The organism is Streptomyces sp. NPDC048338 (genome assembly GCF_043201055.1).
Classification (GTDB): domain Bacteria; phylum Actinomycetota; class Actinomycetes; order Streptomycetales; family Streptomycetaceae; genus Streptomyces.
On the sequence record NZ_JBICYQ010000008.1, the window covers coordinates 285,228 to 305,295 of the forward strand.

At 72.4% G+C, this 20,068-nt stretch carries 19 protein-coding genes and 1 pseudogene; 6 read left to right on the forward strand and 14 right to left on the reverse strand.

The annotated features are described in order from the left end of the window. Positions 1–2: 2 nt before the first annotated feature. The 4 genes from glyA (at position 3) to ACGFZF_RS20620 (ending at position 3,585) form a co-directional block, all read left to right on the forward strand. Positions 3–1,262, forward strand: coding sequence for a serine hydroxymethyltransferase (glyA, locus tag ACGFZF_RS20605; RefSeq protein WP_356775404.1), 1,260 nt, complete (start codon positions 3–5; stop codon positions 1,260–1,262). A gap of 158 nt (positions 1,263–1,420) precedes the next feature. Further along, on the forward strand, positions 1,421–2,806 hold the full coding sequence (locus tag ACGFZF_RS20610; protein ID WP_393556018.1) for an L-serine ammonia-lyase: 1,386 nt from the start codon (positions 1,421–1,423) through the stop codon (positions 2,804–2,806). 117 nt (positions 2,807–2,923) lie between these two features. Beyond that, the gene (locus ACGFZF_RS20615) at positions 2,924–3,196 is read left to right on the forward strand and encodes a hypothetical protein (RefSeq protein ID WP_393556020.1); all 273 of its coding nucleotides are present in this window, start codon (positions 2,924–2,926) and stop codon (positions 3,194–3,196) included. Beyond that, entirely contained in the window at positions 3,193–3,585 is a 393-nt protein-coding gene (locus ACGFZF_RS20620; RefSeq protein ID WP_393556022.1) for a type II toxin-antitoxin system VapC family toxin, read from the forward strand. Before ACGFZF_RS20615 ends, ACGFZF_RS20620 begins: the two co-directional genes overlap by 4 nt. 166 nt (positions 3,586–3,751) lie before the next feature. Here ACGFZF_RS20620 and ACGFZF_RS20625 read toward each other — a convergent pair. From ACGFZF_RS20625 to ACGFZF_RS20635, 3 genes and pseudogenes are all read right to left on the reverse strand, one after another. Beyond that, positions 3,752–3,971 (reverse strand): annotated as a pseudogene (locus ACGFZF_RS20625) (RNHCP domain-containing protein); the annotation flags it as partial. 66 nt (positions 3,972–4,037) lie between these two features. Next, positions 4,038–4,949, reverse strand: a complete 912-nt coding sequence (locus tag ACGFZF_RS20630; protein WP_393556024.1) for a CopD family protein — start codon at positions 4,947–4,949, stop codon at positions 4,038–4,040. Positions 4,950–5,031: 82 nt separating this feature from the next. Continuing rightward, positions 5,032–5,247, reverse strand: a complete 216-nt coding sequence (locus ACGFZF_RS20635; protein WP_393556026.1) for an EF-hand domain-containing protein — start codon at positions 5,245–5,247, stop codon at positions 5,032–5,034. A 94-nt stretch (positions 5,248–5,341) separates the two neighbouring features. Between ACGFZF_RS20635 and ACGFZF_RS20640 the strand changes: the two genes are divergently transcribed. Further along, on the forward strand, positions 5,342–5,980 hold the full coding sequence (locus ACGFZF_RS20640) for a GNAT family N-acetyltransferase (protein ID WP_393556028.1): 639 nt from the start codon (positions 5,342–5,344) through the stop codon (positions 5,978–5,980). A 92-nt stretch (positions 5,981–6,072) separates the two neighbouring features. Here ACGFZF_RS20640 and ACGFZF_RS20645 read toward each other — a convergent pair whose 3' ends face one another. From ACGFZF_RS20645 to ACGFZF_RS20670, 6 genes are all read right to left on the reverse strand, one after another. Continuing rightward, positions 6,073–7,263 (reverse strand): YncE family protein, encoded by a 1,191-nt coding sequence (locus ACGFZF_RS20645; RefSeq protein ID WP_393556030.1) that lies wholly within the window; start codon positions 7,261–7,263, stop codon positions 6,073–6,075. Further along, positions 7,263–8,051, reverse strand: a complete 789-nt coding sequence (locus ACGFZF_RS20650; RefSeq protein WP_393556032.1) for a polysaccharide deacetylase family protein — start codon at positions 8,049–8,051, stop codon at positions 7,263–7,265. Before ACGFZF_RS20650 ends, ACGFZF_RS20645 begins: the two co-directional genes overlap by 1 nt. A gap of 441 nt (positions 8,052–8,492) precedes the next feature. After that, complete coding sequence (locus tag ACGFZF_RS20655; protein WP_393556034.1) at positions 8,493–8,996, reverse strand: ATP-binding protein; 504 nt, start codon at positions 8,994–8,996, stop codon at positions 8,493–8,495. A 167-nt stretch (positions 8,997–9,163) separates the two neighbouring features. Next, complete coding sequence (locus ACGFZF_RS20660; RefSeq protein ID WP_147979749.1) at positions 9,164–9,931, reverse strand: enoyl-CoA hydratase/isomerase family protein; 768 nt, start codon at positions 9,929–9,931, stop codon at positions 9,164–9,166. Positions 9,932–10,021: 90 nt separating this feature from the next. Continuing rightward, a complete protein-coding gene (locus ACGFZF_RS20665) occupies positions 10,022–11,284 on the reverse strand; it encodes an Ig-like domain-containing protein (RefSeq protein WP_356608555.1) in 1,263 nt (420 codons plus the stop codon). 183 nt (positions 11,285–11,467) lie between these two features. Continuing rightward, entirely contained in the window at positions 11,468–12,718 is a 1,251-nt protein-coding gene (locus ACGFZF_RS20670; protein ID WP_393556036.1) for an Ig-like domain-containing protein, read from the reverse strand. 168 nt (positions 12,719–12,886) lie between these two features. On the opposite strand from ACGFZF_RS20670, the gene glgX reads away from it, so the two are divergent. After that, on the forward strand, positions 12,887–15,124 hold the full coding sequence (gene glgX, locus ACGFZF_RS20675; RefSeq protein ID WP_393556038.1) for a glycogen debranching protein GlgX: 2,238 nt from the start codon (positions 12,887–12,889) through the stop codon (positions 15,122–15,124). Positions 15,125–15,415: 291 nt separating this feature from the next. Here glgX and ACGFZF_RS20680 read toward each other — a convergent pair whose 3' ends face one another. Genes ACGFZF_RS20680 through ACGFZF_RS20700 form a run of 5 tightly spaced genes read right to left on the reverse strand, consistent with a single transcriptional unit; the run spans position 15,416 to position 20,059 of the window. Next, positions 15,416–16,387 carry a helix-turn-helix domain-containing protein gene (locus ACGFZF_RS20680; protein WP_393556040.1) on the reverse strand — a complete coding sequence of 324 codons (972 nt, stop codon included), beginning with the start codon at positions 16,385–16,387 and terminating at the stop codon, positions 15,416–15,418. 28 nt (positions 16,388–16,415) lie between these two features. Further along, positions 16,416–17,060: a response regulator gene (locus ACGFZF_RS20685; protein ID WP_393556042.1), complete on the reverse strand. Its 645-nt coding sequence runs from the start codon at positions 17,058–17,060 to the stop codon at positions 16,416–16,418. Next, positions 17,053–18,387, reverse strand: coding sequence for a sensor histidine kinase (locus ACGFZF_RS20690; RefSeq protein WP_393556044.1), 1,335 nt, complete (start codon positions 18,385–18,387; stop codon positions 17,053–17,055). Before ACGFZF_RS20690 ends, ACGFZF_RS20685 begins: the two co-directional genes overlap by 8 nt. Before the next feature lie 23 nt (positions 18,388–18,410). Then, complete coding sequence (locus ACGFZF_RS20695; RefSeq protein ID WP_393556046.1) at positions 18,411–19,157, reverse strand: ABC transporter permease; 747 nt, start codon at positions 19,155–19,157, stop codon at positions 18,411–18,413. Then, a complete protein-coding gene (locus tag ACGFZF_RS20700) occupies positions 19,154–20,059 on the reverse strand; it encodes an ATP-binding cassette domain-containing protein (protein WP_393556048.1) in 906 nt (301 codons plus the stop codon). Before ACGFZF_RS20700 ends, ACGFZF_RS20695 begins: the two co-directional genes overlap by 4 nt. Positions 20,060–20,068: the final 9 nt, after the last annotated feature.

A 20,068-nucleotide genomic window follows, 5' to 3' on the forward strand; every position in this document is an offset into this window, starting at 1 on the left:
TCATGTCGCTTCTGAACACCCCTCTCCACGAGCTGGACCCCGACGTCGCCGCCGCTGTCGACGCCGAGCTCCACCGCCAGCAGTCCACCCTCGAGATGATCGCCTCGGAGAACTTCGCTCCGGTCGCGGTCATGGAGGCCCAGGGCTCCGTCCTCACCAACAAGTACGCCGAGGGCTACCCGGGCCGCCGCTACTACGGCGGCTGCGAGCACGTCGACGTGGCCGAGCAGATCGCGATCGACCGGATCAAGGACCTGTTCGGCGCCGAGTACGCCAACGTGCAGCCGCACTCCGGCGCCTCCGCCAACCAGGCCGCCCTCTTCGCGATCGCCCAGCCGGGCGACACGATCCTCGGCCTGGACCTGGCGCACGGCGGCCACCTCACCCACGGCATGCGCCTGAACTTCTCCGGCAAGCAGTTCAACGTGGTCGCGTATCACGTGGACGAGGCCGGTCTGGTCGACATGGCCGAGGTCGAGCGGCTCGCCAAGGAGCACCGCCCCAAGGTGATCATCGCGGGCTGGTCCGCCTACCCGCGCCAGCTGGACTTCGCCGAGTTCCGCCGGATCGCCGACGAGGTCGAGGCGTACCTGTGGGTCGACATGGCCCACTTCGCGGGCCTCGTCGCGGCGGGTCTGCACCCGAACCCGGTCGAGTACGCGGACGTGGTGACCTCCACCACGCACAAGACGCTCGGCGGCCCGCGCGGCGGCATCATCCTGGCGAAGAAGGAGTTCGCCAAGAAGCTGAACTCCTCGGTCTTCCCCGGCTTCCAGGGCGGCCCGCTGGAGCACGTGATCGCGGCCAAGGCCGTCTCCTTCAAGATCGCGGCCTCGGAGGAGTTCAAGGAGCGCCAGCAGCGCACGCTGGACGGCGCCCGGATCCTGGCCGAGCGTCTGGTCCAGGACGACGTCACCGCGCACGGTGTCTCCGTCCTCTCCGGCGGCACGGACGTGCACCTGGTCCTGGTCGACCTGCGCAACTCCGAGCTGGACGGCCAGCAGGCCGAGGACCGTCTCCACGAGGTCGGCATCACGGTCAACCGGAACGCGATCCCGAACGACCCGCGTCCGCCGATGGTCACCTCGGGTCTGCGCATCGGCACGCCGGCGCTCGCGACCCGCGGTTTCGGCGACGAGGACTTCCGTGAGGTGGCCGACATCATCGCGGAGACCCTGAAGCCCGGCTTCGACGCCGTGGCGCTGAAGGCCCGGGTGACCGCGCTCGCGGACAAGCACCCGCTGTACCCCGGCCTGAAGTAGTTTCGTACCCTTTTGTTCGTACGAATCTCCGGGGCACCGCGCACACTGGACTGTGAGCGCGGTGCCCCGACCCGTGTGCCTCCCGCGCGCGATGTACCTGCTCTGTTCTGCACCACCCCGGCAGACAACGGCGTCTACCACCCACAAGGAGTCCCCCCGTGGCCATCTCGGTCTTCGACCTGTTCTCGATCGGCATCGGGCCGTCCAGCTCCCACACGGTGGGCCCGATGCGCGCCGCCCGGATGTTCGCGCGCCGCCTGAAGAACGAGGGTCTGCTCGCCCACACCGCCGCGATACGCGCCGAGCTGTACGGCTCGCTGGGAGCGACCGGCCACGGCCACGGCACCCCGAAGGCGGTCCTGCTGGGCCTGGAGGGCGACTCGCCGCGGACGGTCGACGTGGAGACCGCGGACGACCAGGTCGAGCGGATCAAGTCGAGCGGCCGGATCAACCTCCTCGGCGCGCACGAGATCCCCTTCGACTTCGACGAGGACCTGGTCCTGCACCGCCGCAAGGCGCTCCCGTACCACGCCAACGGCATGACGATCTTCGCCTACGACGCCGAGGGCGCGCCGGTCCTGGAGAAGACGTACTACTCCGTCGGCGGCGGCTTCGTGGTGGACGAGGACGCGGTCCAGGGCGAGAACCCGATCGTGCCGGAGGACACCGTCCTGAAGTACCCCTTCCGCACCGGTGACGAGCTGCTGCGGCTGGCCAGGGAGACCGGCCTGTCGATCTCCGCGCTGATGCTGGAGAACGAGAAGGCCTGGCGCACCGAGGAGGAGATCCGGGCGGGCCTCCTGGAGATCTGGCGGGTCATGCAGGCCTGCGTCTCGCGCGGCATGTCCCGCGAGGGCATCCTGCCCGGCGGCCTGAAGGTCCGCCGCCGCGCCGCGAACACGGCCCGCAAGCTCCGCTCCGAGGGCGACCCGGCGGCGCTCGCGATGGAGTGGATCACGCTCTACGCGATGGCCGTGAACGAGGAGAACGCGGCCGGCGGCCGGGTGGTCACCGCCCCGACGAACGGCGCGGCGGGCATCATCCCGGCGGTCCTGCACTACTACATCAACTTCGCGGCCCGCGGCTCCTCGCAGGAGGAGAAGGACGACGACGTGGTCCGCTTCCTCCTCGCGGCGGGCGCGGTCGGCATGCTGTTCAAGGAGAACGCCTCGATCTCCGGCGCCGAGGTCGGCTGCCAGGGCGAGGTCGGCTCGGCCTGCTCGATGGCGGCCGGCGCGCTGGCGGAGGTGCTGGGCGGCTCCCCCGAGCAGGTGGAGAACGCGGCCGAGATCGGCATGGAGCACAACCTGGGCCTGACCTGCGACCCGGTCGGCGGCCTGGTCCAGATCCCGTGCATCGAGCGCAACGGCATGGCGGCGGTCAAGGCCGTCACGGCGGCCCGCATGGCGATGCGGGGCGACGGCAACCACCTGGTCTCCCTGGACAAGGTCATCAAGACGATGAAGGAGACCGGCGCGGACATGTCGGTCAAGTACAAGGAGACGGCGCGCGGCGGCCTCGCGGTGAACATCATCGAGTGCTGAGGCGGTAGGCCCTGACCAGCGCGTCCACTTCCTTCAGCGCTGTCAGGGCCTTCCCTGCTCGTACGGCGGAGCAGCAACCGCGGCCCGCATTAACAAGAGTCTTGTTAAGCTCGCTTCATGGCTACCTCCCCGGCTCCCGGCGAAGGACCCGTCCGGCCCGTATCCGTCTCGCTCCACGAGGGCACCATCGCCGCCCTCAAGGCACGCACGGGCAAGCGAGGCATGTCCGCCTACGTCGAAGCCCTCATCCAGCGCCAACTGGAGCGGGACAGACTGCGCGAACTCATCGAAGACGCGGAAGCCGAACACGGCCCGGTCGATCAGACGGCAGTCGACGCCAAGCGAGCGCTCCTGCGCGGTGATACGGCCGACCCGGCAGACGCCGCGTGAGCGGCACGCTCGTCCTCGACTGCGAAGGTCTGTCGGCACTGGTGCGCCGCACACCCGAGATCACCGAGTGGCTGGCCGCAGCCGAAGCCGAGGACATCCGCGTCGTCATCAGCTCCGTCACCCTCGTCGAAGCCCGCGACCCCAGGATCAGCCAGGCCCGCTTCGACTACGCCGTCTCCCGCGTGAACATCATCCCGCCCACCGAAGCCATCGCCCGCCGCGCCGGCGAGCTCCTCGCCGCAGCAGGACTGCACGGCCACAAGTACGCCCTCGACGCCATCGTGGCTGCCACCGCACTCGCCTCGCCCGCCCCGGTGACGGTCCTCACGTCGGACCCCGAGGACCTCCTGATGCTCTGCGGCCCGGGCGTCCGCGTGATCAAGGTCTGACGCGCACGCCGCAGACTTCGAGAGGTCCGGCACATCGTGCATCGGGTACCTCGCCGCCCGCTCGGTCGAGCAGCCGGAGGGCGGCGTTTCGCCCGCTCGCGCCGACGAGCGGCTGCCCCGGCTCCGTTCAGACAGCCGGTCCCGGTGCGGGGCCTCCACCAGCGGCCTACAGCGTGAGCAGCGCCTCCCGGACCGGGGGGCCGAGGTCCGTCAGGGGACGGACCGCAGCGGAGCAGGGCGAGGGGGTCGTCGTCGCCCGCGATGCGGTTCGCGCTCAGCTCGCCGCAGGACAGGCACGAGTGGATGATCATCCACTCGCCGTCCGTGCGGACGGACATGCTCAGCGCCGTCATCCGCCCCCGGCACTCCGCCGCCCGGTCGCCCGGCGGCGCGACGGTACCGGGGCGGGCGCGGCCGGGGCCACCGGTTTTCGGGCGGGCCCCGGCCCGGGGTCACGCCGGGCTGAGCCAGTGCGGGTCCGGCACCACTGTGAGGACGGCGGAGACGAGCACGACGGCGGCGAGCACGCCGAGTTCCGTCCGCGCCGGCGCCTGCGCGTTCCCGCCCCGCAGCATCCGGCGCCGTGCCGTCGTCGCGAGCAGGCTGGCCAGCCCGACCAGGCCCAGCTTGACCAGCAGCACCCTGCCGTACGCCGTGCTCAGGACGAGGTCCGGCGGCAGGCGGCGCAGGGCCGAACAGGTGCCGGTGACCACGAGCGCGGCGTAGAGCCAGGCCGCCGTGCGGGCGTAGCGCGCGAGGACGGCGCGCCCGCCGCCGCGCACCCGCATGGTCCGCAGCACGTGCAGCAGGGCGCCGAACCAGAGCGAGGCGGCGGTCAGGTGCACCACGGTGAGGGCGGCGCCGATCGCCGGGCCGGTCGCCTCGGGGTGGGCGCGCAGCGCCTCGGCGAGGACGGCGACGCCGAGGGGGCCGAGCGCGAGGGCGGGCCGGCGGCCGGCGGCGCAGAGGGCGGCGAGGACGAAGGCGTTGGCCGTGACGAGCAGCAGCCGTCCTTCGCGCATGGCGTACACGGTCGTGAGGCCGAGGCCGCTGACGGCGGCGAACAGCAGCAGGAGGCCGGCCGTGGCGGCGGCGCCGAGCAGGGCGGCGGCCGGGGACCAGCGGCGTGGCAGGGGGCCTTCGCCGGCGATCCGGGCGCCGGCGAGTTCGCCGAGGTGGATCGCGAACGCGGCGAGGACGAACAGCCTCAGCAGGGTGGTGGTGCCCGCCGCGGGGATGCGCAGCTCGCCGGTGCCCGCCTGCGCCAGCGCGGCGCCGAGAACGGCGAGCGCGAGCCCGGCGAGCGCGGCGAGCGTCGCCGCGGTCAGGCGGGCCGGGGTGACCACGGGTCCGGGGGACGTCACCGGACGATCGTCACCGAGGGCCGGACGGGCGGCAACTCAACGGCGTACGCACGTGGAGCGGCGCCCGTCCTCGCCCGGCGGCTCAGGCCTTGTCGAGGTGCGCCCAGAACTCGTCCCAGGACAGCTTTCCGTCGCCGTTGGAGTCACGCTGGTTGATGAGGGCCTCGGCGACCGTCTCGGTGACGTGGAAGTCACCCAGCTGCGCCATGACGCTCTTGTACTCCGTGGCGGTGATGAGGCCGTCCCCGTCCACGTCGAACCGCTCGAATGCCTTGCGTGCCGACTCGATGTCCGCCACTGTTTCCGCCCCTTCTCGGTGCTTCTCTGACGGGGGTCAGATTAACCGGCCGCGGGGCGGCCTCCGCCCTCGCCCCATACCGGATCATGGAGGCATGAGCAGCGACGTGGCAGACATACTGGCCGACGCGGCGCGCGGGGTGTTCCCGGCGCCGGACGGGTCGACGGCCGTGGTCCCCCCGCCCAACCTGCGGGACGCCGGGGTTCTCGCCTTCACCGCTCATTCGGTGGTCTTCACGGACGAGGACCCGGACTGGGTGCGGGCGGAGCTGGCGGCGACTCCGGGGGATCCGCTGGCCGCGTCGATGAACCCGCGGTTCCTGGCCGCGCTGCTCACGCGCACGGGCCGGCACATGAACACCATCGACCTGCTGACGGTCGCCGACGCCCTCCCCGGCGCACCGGGGCTGCCGCTGCGGGCGATCGAGGACCAGGACCATCCCCGGGTGGTGCGGGCGAGGAAGTACCGGGACGACGTCCGGGTGTGGGCGGCGGACGGCGGGGTCCTGATCCTGGGCCGGGGTGTGGCCGGCCGCTGGGAGGCGGCGATCGAGGTCGACGAGGAGGTCCGTCACCGCGGCCTGGGACGCGCCCTGGCGCGGGCCGCCCGGCATCTGACGCCGGACGGGGTCGTCTGGGCCCAGCAGTCGCCGGGCAACGCCCGCAGCGTCCGGGCGTTCCAGGCGGCGGGCTACCGTCCGGTGGCCTCGGAGGCGCTGCTGATCGCCGGCTGAGGCCCGGCGTCGCCGCGCCCCGCGAAGACCGGTGCCCCGGGAGGGCCCGCGGCGGGGGCGGGCCGGGGGGCCGCCCTCGCCGCCGCGGCCTCTCAGCGGAAGACGCCGGTGTGCCCCAGGGAGTAGCGGCCCGGCTGGGGGTAGACGGCCAGGCCGTGCGGGCCGCCGCCGACCGGGATGCGGGCCAGCTGCTTTCCGGTGCGGGTGTCGATCGCGTAGACCTCGGAGTCGTAACGGCCCGACAGCCAGAGCACCTTGCCGTCCGCGGAGACGCCGCCCATGTCCGGGGATCCGCCGTCCGGCAGCCACCACTTCTTGGTCAGCTTGTTCTGCCCGAAGTCGAAGACGGAGACGGAGCCCTCTCCGCGGTTGGGCACGTACATCTCCTTGGAGTCGCGGGAGACGTAGAGGCCGTGGGCGCCCTTGCCGGTGGGCAGGAGGGTCGGCTGGGTGAAGGCGTCGCCGTCCAGGACCCACATGCCGTGGGCCATCATGTCGGCGATGTAGAAGGTCCTGCCGTCCGGGGAGATCTTCACGTCCTGGGGCATCGCGCCCTGGAAGGGCAGCTTCTGCTGTCCGATGACCTCCATCTTCTCCGTGTCGACCTTCAGCAGTTCGCCGGAGAACTCGCAGGAGACGACGAAGTAGCGCCCGTCGGCGGAGAAGTCGGCGTGGTTGACGCCGTAGCAGGAGACCGGGACGGTCTTCCTCTTCTCCATCGTGTGCGGGTCGCGGAAGACGAGTTCGCGGTCGAGGGACGCCATGACGACGGCGTACCGGCCGTTGGGCGTGAAGTAGAGGTTGTACGGGTCGTGGACCTCGACCGGCTTGCCGGCGACACCGGTGGCCGGGTCGATCGGGGTGAGGGTGTGGCCGCGGTTGTTGTTGACCCAGAGCGTCTTCAGGTCCCAGGAGGGGACGACGTGCTGCGGCTGGACGCCGACCGGGATCGTCTCGACGACCTTGTAGGTCGCCGGGTCGATGACGGAGACCGTGTTGGAGTTGGTGTTGGGCACGTAGACCCGGCTGGGGAAGTCCTTGACCACCGGCGAGAGCCGGTTCGGCCGGTCGGCGGCGTAGACGTCCTGGGCGTCGAGGACCGGCGGCATGCCCGGGAGCCCGGCCGGGGCGGTCTTCTTCGGTGCGGCCGGGGGTGGGGCGGCCTCCTTGCGGGGCCCGCCGTGGGCTTCCTCCGACGTCTTGCCGGGGGTGCCGCAGCCGGCGAGCGCGGCCAGCAGGGCGGCGGCGAGGAGGCACGTCGATCGTGTGGTGAGAGGCGGCATCAGGTCAGCAGCTCCGTGGTCGTCACCGCACGCAGGCCGCGGCGGTCGAGGTCGGCGAGGAGTCCCGGCAGCGCGGCGACGGTGTCCGCGTAGCCGAAGTGGAGGCTCACCACGGATCCGTTGCGGATCCGCCCGGCGACCTGCGCGACGACGGCGGCGGCTCCGGGCGAGGTGAAGTCGAGGGAGTCGACGTCGTACGACAGGACGTGCGGGTAGCCGGCCCGGCGGGCGGCCCGCTGGACGGCCGGGGCGGCGTGCCGGGTGCGGGAGGGGCGGAACCAGGTGCCGACGGAGCCGGTGAGCCGGCGCAGCCGCTCGGCGCAGGCGGCGATCTCCCCGTATGCCTGCTGTTCGGTCATCGCGTTGACGTCGAGGTGGCGCTGGGTGTGGTTGCCGAGGTCGTGGCCGCCGTCGAGGATCCGCCGGGCCATGTCGGGATGCCGGTCGAGCCATTCGCCGACGGCGAGGACGGTGACGCGGGCGCCGGCCCTCTCGGCCTCGGCGAGCAGGGAGCGCGCGACGGCGGGGTCGCCCTGCCCGTGGAACGTGAGGGCGACCCGGGGACGGTCGCGGGGGCCGGTGGCGATCTCGGCGGGCAGTCCCGGGAAGCGGCGGGGCGCGGGGGCGGCGGCGGGCGCGGCGGCGGGGCTCCGGCCGGGGGCCGAGAGCTCGGGGGACCCGGAGGGCCCGGGGCGGGGGGCGTCCGTACCGCAGGCGGTGGTGAGCGCTCCCGTGAGGGCGACGGCCGCACCCGCCCGCAGTGCGCCGCGGCGGTCGGTCAGATGCACGAGACCATTTAAGAGGCGTTCTGTCCGAATTATTACGATTGAGCCAATTCAGGACGTTTGCAGGTCGCGATCATGAGCGGCTCGAACCGTGTCGCTCATGGAAACAACCGATGAACACCATACTTATTCACCATTTACAAGGTGAGTGCTCAGCATCACCAACGATTCACCGTCGAAACGTCCCTATAGTGCCCGATTTATCCGGGTAGGGACTTTTGGCGGTACGGCTCCCCGTCTGCCATAGTCGGGGACACGACCCCCATTGACCCGGGCCAGGTCGCCTCAGCCGCCGTGGATACACACCCCTCCGATCCACGGCGCTCCTCACAGAAGCCCCCACGCGCCCCACCACGGCGGCCGGGGGCTTTTGTGCGTCCGGGGCGGGCGGCCGCACCGGCGGCGGTCGAGGCGTCGGACGGGGCGCAGGCGGCCGGAACGGTGTCAGCGGTCGGCGACGCGCATCTCGAACCACGTGGTCTTGCCGCGCGGCTGCAGGTCCACACCCCAGCGGTCGGAGAGCTTGTCGACCAGGAAGAGCCCGCGGCCGCTGACGTCCAGCTCGTGCACGGGCATGAGGCACGGCAGCCCGCGCGAGGGGTCGCGCACCTCGATCCGGATCCAGCCGCGGCGGCGCAGCAGGCGAAGTCCGAAGACGCGCGCGCCGGTGTGCCGGACGGCGTTGCCGACGAGTTCGGAGACGAGGAGGACGGCGTGCTCGGCGATCTGCGGGGTCAGTCCCCAGTGACGCAGGACGACGCACTGCGTGAGCCTGCGGGCGATGGCGGCGGACTCGGGGCGGGACGGCAGCCGGACATCCTCCTCGGCCGGATTGCCGTACAACTCCATTGCCTTCAGGGCCCGTTCGTCCTCGACGGCCGGGACCCACCGAGCGGCGGTCGCACCCCCGTGCTGCCGCGGTTGTTCCGTACCCTCCAGGCCCGCCATGCCCCCCATCATGGCCGGACCGGGCCCGGCGCGGGGGCCGTTCCGGCGTAATCGCTCGTCCGGAATCGACAATCACGGGGATTTCGATCGGCATGTGCCAGAGGCAGGCGGGGGCGCATGAGGGGCGCGCGAAGCATGTGCGCCGCGCGCCCCCCACCGGGTCGAACTCAGACGAACTTGGCCTTGCCCGGGCCCTCTTCGACGAAGCTGCGCATGCCGCGCTCGCGGTCCTCGGTCGCGAAGAGGCCGGCGAACCAGGTGCGCTCGATGGCCAGGCCGGTGTCGATGTCCGCCTCCAGGCCCTGGTCGATCGACTCCTTGGCGGCGCGCAGCGCGATCGCCGGACCCTGGGCGAGCTTCGCGGCCCAGGCGTACGCCTGCTCGTAGACCTCGGCGGCCGGGACGACGCGGTCGACCAGACCGAGTCCGAGCGCCTCGTCCGCCTTGACCATCCGGCCGGTGAAGATGAGGTCCTTGGCCTTCGAGGGGCCGACGAGACGGGACAGCCGCTGGGTGCCGCCCGCGCCCGGGATCAGGCCGAGCAGGATCTCGGGCTGGCCGAGCTTGGCGTTGTCGGCGGCGATCCGGTAGTCGGCGCACAGGGCCAGCTCGCAGCCGCCGCCCAGGGCGTAGCCGGTGATGGCGGCGACGACCGGCTTGGGGATGCGGGCGATCGCGGTGAAGGAGTCCTGGAGGGCACGGGACCGCTTGACCATGGCCGCGTGGTCCATGACCTGCATCTCCTTGATGTCCGCACCGGCCGCGAACACCTTCTCGCCGCCGTACAGCACCACGGCCCGCACGTCGTCGCGGTCGGTCGCCTCCTGGGCGAGCTCGCGCAGCCGGTCCTGGGTGGCGATGTCCAGGGCGTTCATCGGAGGGCGGTCGAGGCGGATGACACCGACGCCTTCGGCGACTTCGAGGTTCACAGTCATGGAGGGAAGGTTAGCGGCCGTTAACGACGCGGGACCCGGTGCCGTTGGTCACAGCACCGGGTCCCGCGGTCGGCTGACGCCGTCGGTGGACTACGCGGTCCACTCCGACCAGGCCAGGTTCCAGCCGTTGAGGCCGTTCTCCGGCTGGATCTGCTTGTCCTTCGAGTTCTTCACGATCACGACGTCGCCGATGATCGAGCTGTCGAAGAACCAGGCCGCCGGCGTGGAGCTGTCGCCCGCGCCGCGCGCGTCGCGCAGGCCGACGCAGCCGTGGCTGACGTTGGCCGAGCCGAAGGTACCGGCCGAGGCCCAGTAGTTGCCGTGGACGAAGGTGCCCGAGGTGGACAGGCGCATCGCGTGCGGCACGTCCTTGATGTCGTACTCGCCACCGAAACCGACGGTGGCACCGTTCATCCGGGTCACCTTGTACTTCTCGCTGATGACCATCTGACCGTTGTACGTGGTCGTCGACGGGGCGCCGGCGGTGATCGGCAGGGTCTTGATGATCCGGCCGTCGCGCTCGACCTTCATCGTCTTGGCACTCGCGTCGACCGTGGACACCTGACGGCGGCCGATGGTGAAGGTGATCTTCTTCTTCTGCTTGCCGTAGACGCCCGGGCGGCCCTCGACACCGTCGAGGTTGAACTCGACGGTCACCTTGGTGCCCGCGGCCCAGTACTTCTCCGGGCGGAAGTCCAGCCGGTCGTTCCCGAACCAGTGACCCTCGATCTCCACCGCCGGCTCGGCCGTCACCTTGACGGCCTTCTCGACGGCCTCGGGGTTGGTGATGCCCCGGGTGAAGTTGATCGAGACCGGCATGCCGACGCCGACGGTCGAGCCGTCCTCGGGCGTGTAGTGGCCGATGAAGGTGTTCTTGGGGACCAGCGTGGTGAAGGAGGTGTCCTTCGCCGACTCGCGGCCCTCGGAGTCCTTCGCGACGGCGTGGACCTTGTACTGGGTCGAGGCGGCCAGGTGGCCGACCGGCTGCCAGCTGGCACCGTCGGCGGCGATCTTGCCCTCGACCTCGGTGCCCTTGGAGTCGGCGACCGTCACGGTGGTCAGCTTGCCCTGCTCCGCCGTCACCTTGAGGACGCCGCTGGTGGCGACCGCGTCGGCGCCGTCCTTCGGAACGATCGTCACGACCGCCTGCGAGGCCGCGTTCCCCTGCTTGCCACCGCCCTGCGAGCCCGCGTCCTCCCCGCCCTTGCCGCCGGCGGGGTCACCGCCGCCGCACGCCGTCAGCGCGAGCAGCAACGCCCCCACCGCCAGCGCCTGCAGGCGTCCCCCACGCCGCCGGGCCGGCGGCCGTCCCGCGGTTCCGGCCGATGCCCCCGATATCGGCTGCCCGTTCAATGGTCGTCTCCCCTCGCACGGCCTGGCCACGCCACGCCCGCACCCCCGCGCGCATCGTTCCGCGCGCACGGCGCTAGATAACCACACCGTCGGACACGAAAGATCCTCGTGAATGTCACCGTTCAGTCCCAGTTGTGCCCGGAGGACCGTACGGAAGGCGCAGGTCGGCGAGGGGAGAGTGGCTCAGCGCAGGGTGGAGCCAGCCCTCCACTCCGCCCAGTCCATGTTCCATCCGCCCAGGCCGTTGTCGGGAGCCACCTTCCGGTCACGGGAGTTGACCACCTCGACCACGTCGCCGATCAGCGTCCGGTCGAAGAACCAGCCCGCCGGGGAGTCGGGGCTGCCACCCTTGTCGTCCCGCAGGCCCACACAGCCGTGGCTCACGTTGGCCGAACCGAACGTGGACTCGTCGGCCCAGTAGTTGCCGTGCAGGAAGGTGCCGGAGTCGGTGAGCCGGATCGCGTGCGGCACGTCCTTGATGTCGTACTCGCCGCCGAAGCCGACCGTCCGTCCGTCCATCCGCGTCACGTCGTACAGCTCCGTGACCACCATCTTCCCGTTGTAGGTCGTGGTCTTCGGCGCCCCCGCCGTGATGGGCACCGTCGCCAGCACCGCGCCGTCCCGGCGCACCACCATGGTGTGCTCGGCCGCGTCGACCACGGAGACCTGGGACCGCCCGATCGTGAAGCCGACCGTCTTGTCCTGGATCCCGTACACCCCCGGCGCGCCCTCGACGTCCCGCAGGCGCAGGTCGACGGTCACCTCGGTGCCGGGCTTCCAGTACTCGGCGGGCCGGAAGTCGAGTCGCTCCTTGCCGAACCAGTGCCCGACCACCTCCACCGGCGGGTCGGAGGTGATGCGGATGGCCCGTTCGACCGCCTGCCGGTTCTCGACCGGCCGGTTGAAGCCGAAGGAGACGATCATCCCGGTGCCGACCGTGGACCGGTTCTCCGGCTTGAAGTAGCCGATGAAGCGCCGCTCGGGGACGACCGTGGTGAAGGTGGTGTGCCGGGCCGAGCGCCGGCCCTGCCCGTCGACCGCCACCGCGTCCACGCTGTACTTGGCGGACAGCGTGAGCCGGGCACCACTGCTGGGCCGCCAGCGCAGCCCGTCCGCGCTGATCTCACCGGGCACCTCCGCCCGCTGGGCGTCCTCGACCTGAACGACACTCACCCGTTCGAGCCGGCCGCTGTCCACCTTCACCTCGATGGGCCCGTCCGCCGGTACGGCCCGGCTGCCGTCCTCCGGGCTGATCCGGATGACGTCACCGGGCGCCCGCGCCTTCCCCGGCACGGACACACCCGTGCCCCCACCGCCGCCTCCACCACGGCCGTCGCCGTCCGTCTCGGTGCAGCCCACCAGCCCGGCCACCAGTCCTGCCGCCGCCAGGGCGAGCACCGTACCGGCCCTCGCCCGCTTCAGTACGTGTTTCACGCCCGGCCCAACGACGGCCACCCTCCAGGGGAAACGTGCGTGCGGGTCATGTTGGGAGTGCGGCACTTCGGGCAGAACAGGTGGGAGGACCACGTGCGGGAAGCCGCGGCCGGGACGCCGCATGCCTTCTCGGACACGGGGCCCGACGAGCCGCGGGAGGCCGGACAGGTGTCGAGCGCAGCCGAGCAGGAGGCGGTACGGGACGGGGCGCGCGCCGAAGCGCGGCCCGCTGCCGTCGTGGAACGGCGCGGGCCGTCGGTGTGGCCGGGCACACCGACACCGCTGGGGGCCCGCTGCCGGGTCGGCCCGGACGGGGTGGCGGGCACGAACTTCGCCCTGTGGGCCGGCGGGGCGGAGGCCGTCGAGCTCTGTCTCTTCGACGCCGACGGCACCGAACGGCGGCTGCCGCTGACCGAGCTCACCCACGAGATCTGGCACGGCTTCGTGCCCGGGGTGGGCGCGGGCCAGCGGTACGGCTACCGGGTGCACGGCCGCTGGGACCCGTGGACGGGTGCCCGCTGGAACCCCGCGAAGCTGCTCCTGGACCCCTACGCGCGGGCGGTGGACGGCGACTTCGCGCTGCCGCCGGAGGTGTACGGGCACGTACGGGACTGGCCCCAGCAGCAGGTGGCCGACACCGTGCGGGACGAACGCGATTCGGCGCCGCACGTGCCGAAGGGGGTCGTCGTCCACGACGACGGTCCCGACGACGAGTGGCGGGACGACCGCAGGCCCAAGACCCCGTGGCCGGACTCGGTCATCTACGAGCTGCACGTGAAGGGCTTCACCCGGCTCCATCCGGGCATCCCGGAGAAGCTGCGGGGCACCTACGCCGGGCTGGCGCACCCGGCCGCGATCGAGCACCTCGTCCGGCTGGGGGTGACGGCGGTCGAGCTGCTGCCGGTGCACCAGTTCGCGCACGAGGACCATCTGCTGAGACGCGGGCTGCGGAACTACTGGGGCTACAACTCCATCGGCTACTTCGCCCCGCACGCGGGCTACTCGTCCTCCGGGTCGGCGGGCGGTCAGGTCGGCGAGTTCAAACGGATGGTGCGGGCGCTGCACGAGGCCGGCATCGAGGTCATCCTCGACGTGGTCTACAACCACACCGCGGAGGCCGGCGAGCTGGGCCCGACGCTGTCGCTGAAGGGCATCGACAACCGCGGCTACTACCGGCTCCAGTCCGACGCCCGCCGCTACGCCGACTACACCGGCTGCGGCAACACCCTGCACGTGGTGCAGCCGCAGGTGCTGCGGCTGATCACCGACTCGCTGCGGTACTGGGTGACGGAGATGGGGGTCGACGGCTTCCGCTTCGATCTGGCGGCGGCGCTCGCCCGCTCGATGCACGACGTCGACATGCTGTCCCCGTTCCTCGCGGTCATCGCCCAGGACCCGGTGCTGCGCCGGGTCAAGCTCATCGCGGAACCCTGGGACGTGGGGAACGGCGGCTACCAGGTGGGCGCCTTCCCGCCGCTGTGGACGGAGTGGAACGACCGCTACCGCGACGCCGTGCGCGACTTCTGGCGCGGCGCCCTGCCGGACGTCCGCGACCTCGGCTACCGGCTGTCCGGATCCAGCGACCTGTACGCCTGGGGCGGGCGCCGGCCGTACGCGTCCGTCAACTTCATCACGGCCCACGACGGCTTCACGCTGCGCGACCTGGTGACCTACGAGCACAAGCACAACGAGGCCAACGGTGAGGGCAACCGGGACGGCACGAACGACAACCGGGCCTGGAACTGCGGGACCGAGGGCGAGACGGACGATCCGGAGACCGGCGCCCTGCGGCTGCGTCAGCTGCGCAACCTGCTGACGACGCTGCTGCTGTCGACCGGGGTGCCGATGCTGGTCGCGGGCGACGAGATGGGCCGTACGCAGGGCGGCAACAACAACGCCTACTGCCAGGACAACGAGACGAGCTGGCTGGACTGGTCGCTGCCGGAGGACCCCGGGCGGCGGGGGCTCCTCGACCTGACCCGCCGGCTGCTCGCCCTGCGCCACCGCCATCCGGTGCTGCGCCGCCGCGCCTTCTTCTCCGGACGCCCGCAGGCCGCGGACGGGCTGCGGGACCTGGCCTGGTTCACGGTGGACGGCGAGGAGATGACGGAGGGCGACTGGTACGCCCCGGCCGCCACCCTCGGCCTGTACCTGTCGGGCCGCGACATCCCGGGCCGGGACGCGCGGGGCGCCCAGGTCACCGACGACAGCTTCCTGGCGATCCTGCACGCCGGGACCCGCCCGGTGGACCACCTCCTGCCGGGCCCGCCGTGGGCGGAGTCGTACGAGCTGGTCCTGGACACCTCCCTGGACGACCAGACCCGCGCCCCGGGCACGGTGCACCGGGGCGGCGAGCGGGTGCGGGTGGAGGGCAGGTCGGTGGTGCTGCTGCGGGTCGGGGCGTGAAGCGGGTCAGGACCCGGCGGTGCGCGCCGGCCTCGTGGAGGGCGTCGAGGATCGGGGCGCAGGGATCCTACGGGCCGGTCACGACACGGCCGCCCCCGTACCGGCCACCGCGGCGCGACGGCGGTGGCCGGTACGGGGGTGGGGTGGTGCTTCCCCCTGCGGGCCGGGAGCCGGTCCGCACGCCTGGGGCACCCGCACGCGAACCGCTCGACCGTCCCCCGTGGACGGACCGCGTGCCCGACCAGTGTCGGCGGCCTCGTCCGCCGCCGTCGTTGGCCGGGAGCGCACACCTCATTGACGCTGGGCGCACTCCCGGTACTCGCTCGGCGAGCAGCCGTAGGCGGCCCGGAACGCGCGGCTGAAGGCGGCGGGGTGGCGGAAACCCCAGCGGGCCGCGATGTCGTGGACCGGGGTCCGCCGCTGGGCCGGATCGGCGAGGTCGCGGCGGGTGCGGTCCAGACGCCGGTCGCGGATCCATCCGGAGACGGTGACCCCCTGCTCCTGGCAGAGGCGGTGCAGGTAGCGCACCGAGATGTGGTGGGCGGCGGCGATCGTGCGCGGGGTGAGGTCGGGGTCGGCGAGGTGCCGGTGCGCGAAGTCCTGGACGCGCAGGAAGAGGGCCCGTCGGCGGCTCTCCGGCTCGGGGGCCGCCCGCGCGTCCAGCCGCTGGGCGGCGGTCCCGGCCAGCAGGTCGAGGAGCACGGTCGTCAGGCGGGGCGCGTCGGACGGGCCGAAGGAGGCGCCGTCGGTGGCGAGGCGGACCAGGAACTGGGCCAGCATCGCGCCGAAGCCGGAGTCCGCGGCCATCCGCAGGGCGACGAGCCGTTCGGCCTCGCGCGGGGGCAGCGGCAGCAGCGCCTTGGGGAACTGGGCGACGATGTGCCCGAGCCGGCCGTCGTCGATCCGCGTCACGCCGTGGAAGGGCTGCGAGGAGTCGTAGACCAGCAGGTCCCCCGCGGTCAGGGCGGTGTCCCGGCCCGCCTGGGACAGCCACATCTCGCCGCTGAGGGTCAGCGAGAGCTGGAAGTAGCCGGGGTCGGCGCGGCGGATGAGCCGGCTGGTGCGGTCGATCGTCATCGACGGGTACCGCATCGCGGTGACCTGGACGTCTCCCAGGTCGAGGACGTGCGCCTCGGCGTGGAAGTCCGCCGCGTGGTCGCTGCGCATGACGGTCGGGATGAGGGCCGCGGCCGTCATGTCGTGCCACCGGCCGAAGCGCTCGGCCGGGTCCAGTGCGTCGGTGCTGAAGTGGTGGACGTCCATGACTCCCCCGAGTCGCGTCGCACGTCGGTCAGTTGCGGCCCAGGATCCCTCGGTCGTACGCCACGGCCACCGCGGCCGCCCGGTCCTTGGCCCCCAACTTGCCATAGATGTGCGTCAGATGGGTCTTCACAGTGGCTTCGCTGATGAAGAGTTCGGCGGCGATCTCCCGGTTGGAGGTGCCCTTGGCGACGAGTTCGAGCACCTCACGTTCCCGTCCGGAGAGGGTCTCGTCGACGGGGGCGACGGGGGTGCGGACCCGGGAGATCAGCCGGGAGGCGACGGCCGGCGAGAGGACGGTGCGGCCCTCGGCGGCGGCTCGGACGGCGGCGAACAGCTCGTCGCGCGGCGCGTCCTTGAGGAGGTAGCCGGTGGCGCCCGCCTCGATCGCGGGGAGGGTGTCGGTGTCGGTGTCGTACGTGGTGAGCACCAGGACCCGGGCGCGGGATCCGCGCGCGGCGAGGGCGGCGATGGCGTCCACGCCGCTGCCGCCGGGCATGCGCAGGTCCATCAGGACGACGTCGGGGTCGAGGCGCAGGGCGAGGTCGACGGCCTCGACCCCGCCGGACGCCTCGCCGAGGACGTCGAAGCCGGGGGCGGCGGTGAACATGCCGCGCAGGCCGTCGCGGACGACGGGGTGGTCGTCGACGATGAGGAGGGTGATGGTGTCAGCCATGGCGCACCAACGGTACGCGGGCGGAGAGCGCGGTCCCCTCGCCGGGACGGGTTTCCAACGACAGTGATCCGGCCAGGCGTTCGGTGCGGGCGCGCATCCCGTCCAGTCCGAAGCCGCCCGTCCCGCCGCGGGCGGGCAGGGCCGCCGGGTCGAACCCTCGGCCGTCGTCGCGTACGTCGAGGGTGATCTCGTCGCCCATGTAGGAGAGGGTGACGCCGGCCCGCGAGGCGGCGGAGTGGCGTTCGGCGTTGGCGAGGGCCTCCTGCGCGATCCGCAGCAGGGTGGCGGCGACCTCCTCGTGCAGAGGTTCCTCGGTGCCGGTGACGGTGAATCGGGTGGTGATGCCGGTGCGTTCGGACCAGCCGGCGACGGTCTTCCTCAGTGCCTCGGGGAGCGGGTCGTGTTCCAGGGCGACCGGTCCGAGGTTCTGCACGGAGCGGCGGGCCTCGCCGAGGCTGTGCCGTGCCAGGTCGGCGGCGCGCTGGAGGTGGACGCGGGCGACGTCCGGGTCGGGTGCGGCGGTGACGACCTGGAGCTGGGTGATGATGCCGGTGAGTCCCTGGGCGATGGTGTCGTGGATCTCGGCGGCCAGCCTGCGCCGCTCGTCGGCGACCCCGGCCTCGCGGGCCTGGAGCAGCAACTGGGCCTGGAGGGCGGCGTTCTCGGCCAGGGCCTGTTCCAGGCGGGCGTTGGTCCGGGCGAGTTCGGTGATGGTGGCGGCGCGTTCGGCTGCCTTCTCGGCCTCCTTCTCGCCGAGGTGGGCGAAGACCAGGACGAGGCAGGCGTTGAGCGCGAACAGCCCTCCGAAGGCGACCCAGTTGAGGAGGGAGGCCGGCGGCAGGCCGCCGGACTGGGAGCCGGCCATGATGACGGCGGTGGCGAGGAACCCCGCCCGGTGCAGCCGGTGGGGCAGGAGGTGGGCGGCGTCGAAGTAGCCGATGCAGGCGTAGACCGCGAAGAAGGGGTTGAGCCAGGTCAGCGCGAACGCGAGGGCGGTGCGCAGCACGAAGTACCCGAGGGCGGCGGCACCGGGGACGACCGCCGGGGCGGCGGCGTCGGCTTCGGGTGCCTGCGCGGCGGGCGCCTCGGCCGGGGCGGCGGGACCGGCCGTTTCGGGACCCGCCGCGCGGCCGGCGCGCCGCCGGTGGGCGTCCCAGCCGAGCTGGAGGACCGCGGCGGCGACCACGAGCACGGCGGCCACGGCCGCCTCCGTACCGCTCATGACGGCCTCGGCCGCGGCCCCGGAGAGGACCGTGGCCACCGCCAGCAGGCCGTACGGGCCCCAGCGGAAGAACTGCTGCCAGCGTTCCTCGACCGTCGTCGGCATCACCGCTCCCTCCCCACCGCCCGTCACTCCCAGCGGAACCGGCGGACCGCCGTGGCGATCAGCACGACCGCCCACACGGCCATGACCCCGAGCGCGGCGCCGCCGGGCCCGCCGCCGGCCGTGGCGGCGTCGAGCGCCTGAGAGGCGGCCCCGTACGGGGTGAACTGGACGATCCGTTGCAGGGTATCCGGCATGGCCTGGACCGGGACCCAGACGCCGGCCGTGAACATCGTCGGGAAGAAGACGACCGAGCCGATCGCGGTGGCGATCTTCTGGTTCCGCGAGACCGCGCAGACGGCGGTGCCGAGGGCGAGGCCGCATGCGACGGCCGACAGGAGCGCGAGGGCGTAGCCGGCCGGGTTCTCCGGCAGCCGGACGCCGAAGGCGAGCCGGCCGACCGCGATGACGAGGAGGGCGGAGACGAGCGCGGCGACGGCGTGCAGCACGATCTGGGCGGTCAGGAGCGCCGCGGGGCGGACCGGGGTGGTGGACATCCGGCGCAGGACGCCGCGTTCGCGGTAGCCGGCGAGTACCGGCGGCATGGCCTGGAGGCCCGACATGATCAGGGCGAAGAGGACGGAGACGGGGACGTAGAGGTCGATGACGCGGCGGCCGCCGAGGTCGGCGGACGCCTCGCGGAAGGAGGGGATCAGGCCGAGGATGACCAGCAGGACGGTGGGCGACACCATCACCCAGAACAGCGCGCCGGGTTCGCGGGCGAACAGCCGGGCCTCGGTCTTCAGCACCATGGTGGTGGCGCGGGTGCTCATCGGTCGTCGGCTCCTGTCAGGTCGAGGAAGGCGTCGTCGAGGGTGGCGTCGGCGACGCGCAGCTGGTGGGCGGTGACGGCACGGCGGGCGAGCAGCGAGACGAAGGCGGCGACGGTGGCCTCGGTGCCGCTCACGACGGTCCGGCCGTCGCGGGTCTCCACGGTGGCGGCCTGCGGCAGGGCGTGGAGCTCGGCGGGGTCGAGCGGGGTCTCGGCGGCGAAGGAGATCTCCTTCGAGACGGCGGCCCGGCCGATCAGTCCGGCGGGGGTGTCGAGGGCGGCGACCCGGCCCTTGTCGATGACGGCGATCCGGTCGCAGAGGCGCTGGGCCTCCTCCATGAAGTGGGTGACGAGCAGGACGGTCACCCCGCCCGCCCGGACGTCCTCGATCAGGGACCAGGTGTCGCGGCGGGCCCGGGGGTCGAGCCCGGTGGTCAGCTCGTCGAGGACGACGGCCCGGGGGTTGCCGACCAGGGCGAGCGCGATGGAGAGTCGCTGCTTCTGGCCGCCGGAGAGCTTCCCGAACCGTGCGGTCAGCTGACCTTCGAGGTCCAGCCGCTCGACAAGCCCGCGCCAGTCGGCGGGCCGCTCGTAGAAGGACGCGTACAGCTCCAGGGCCTCGCGGACGGTCAGTTTGGGCTGGAGTTCGCTCTCCTGGAGCTGCACCCCGAGGATCCGGGTGACGTCGGCGTGCTGGGCGACGGGGTCGAACCCGCCGACCCGCACGGTCCCGGCGTCGGGGACCCGGAGCCCCTCGACGCACTCGACCGTCGTGGTCTTGCCCGCCCCGTTGGGGCCGAGGATTCCGAAGATCTCCCCCTCGGCGACCTCGAACGAGACGCCGTCGACGACCTTCCGGCCGCCGTAGGCCTTGCGCAGGCCCCGAACTTCGATCGTTGGCATGCCCCCAGC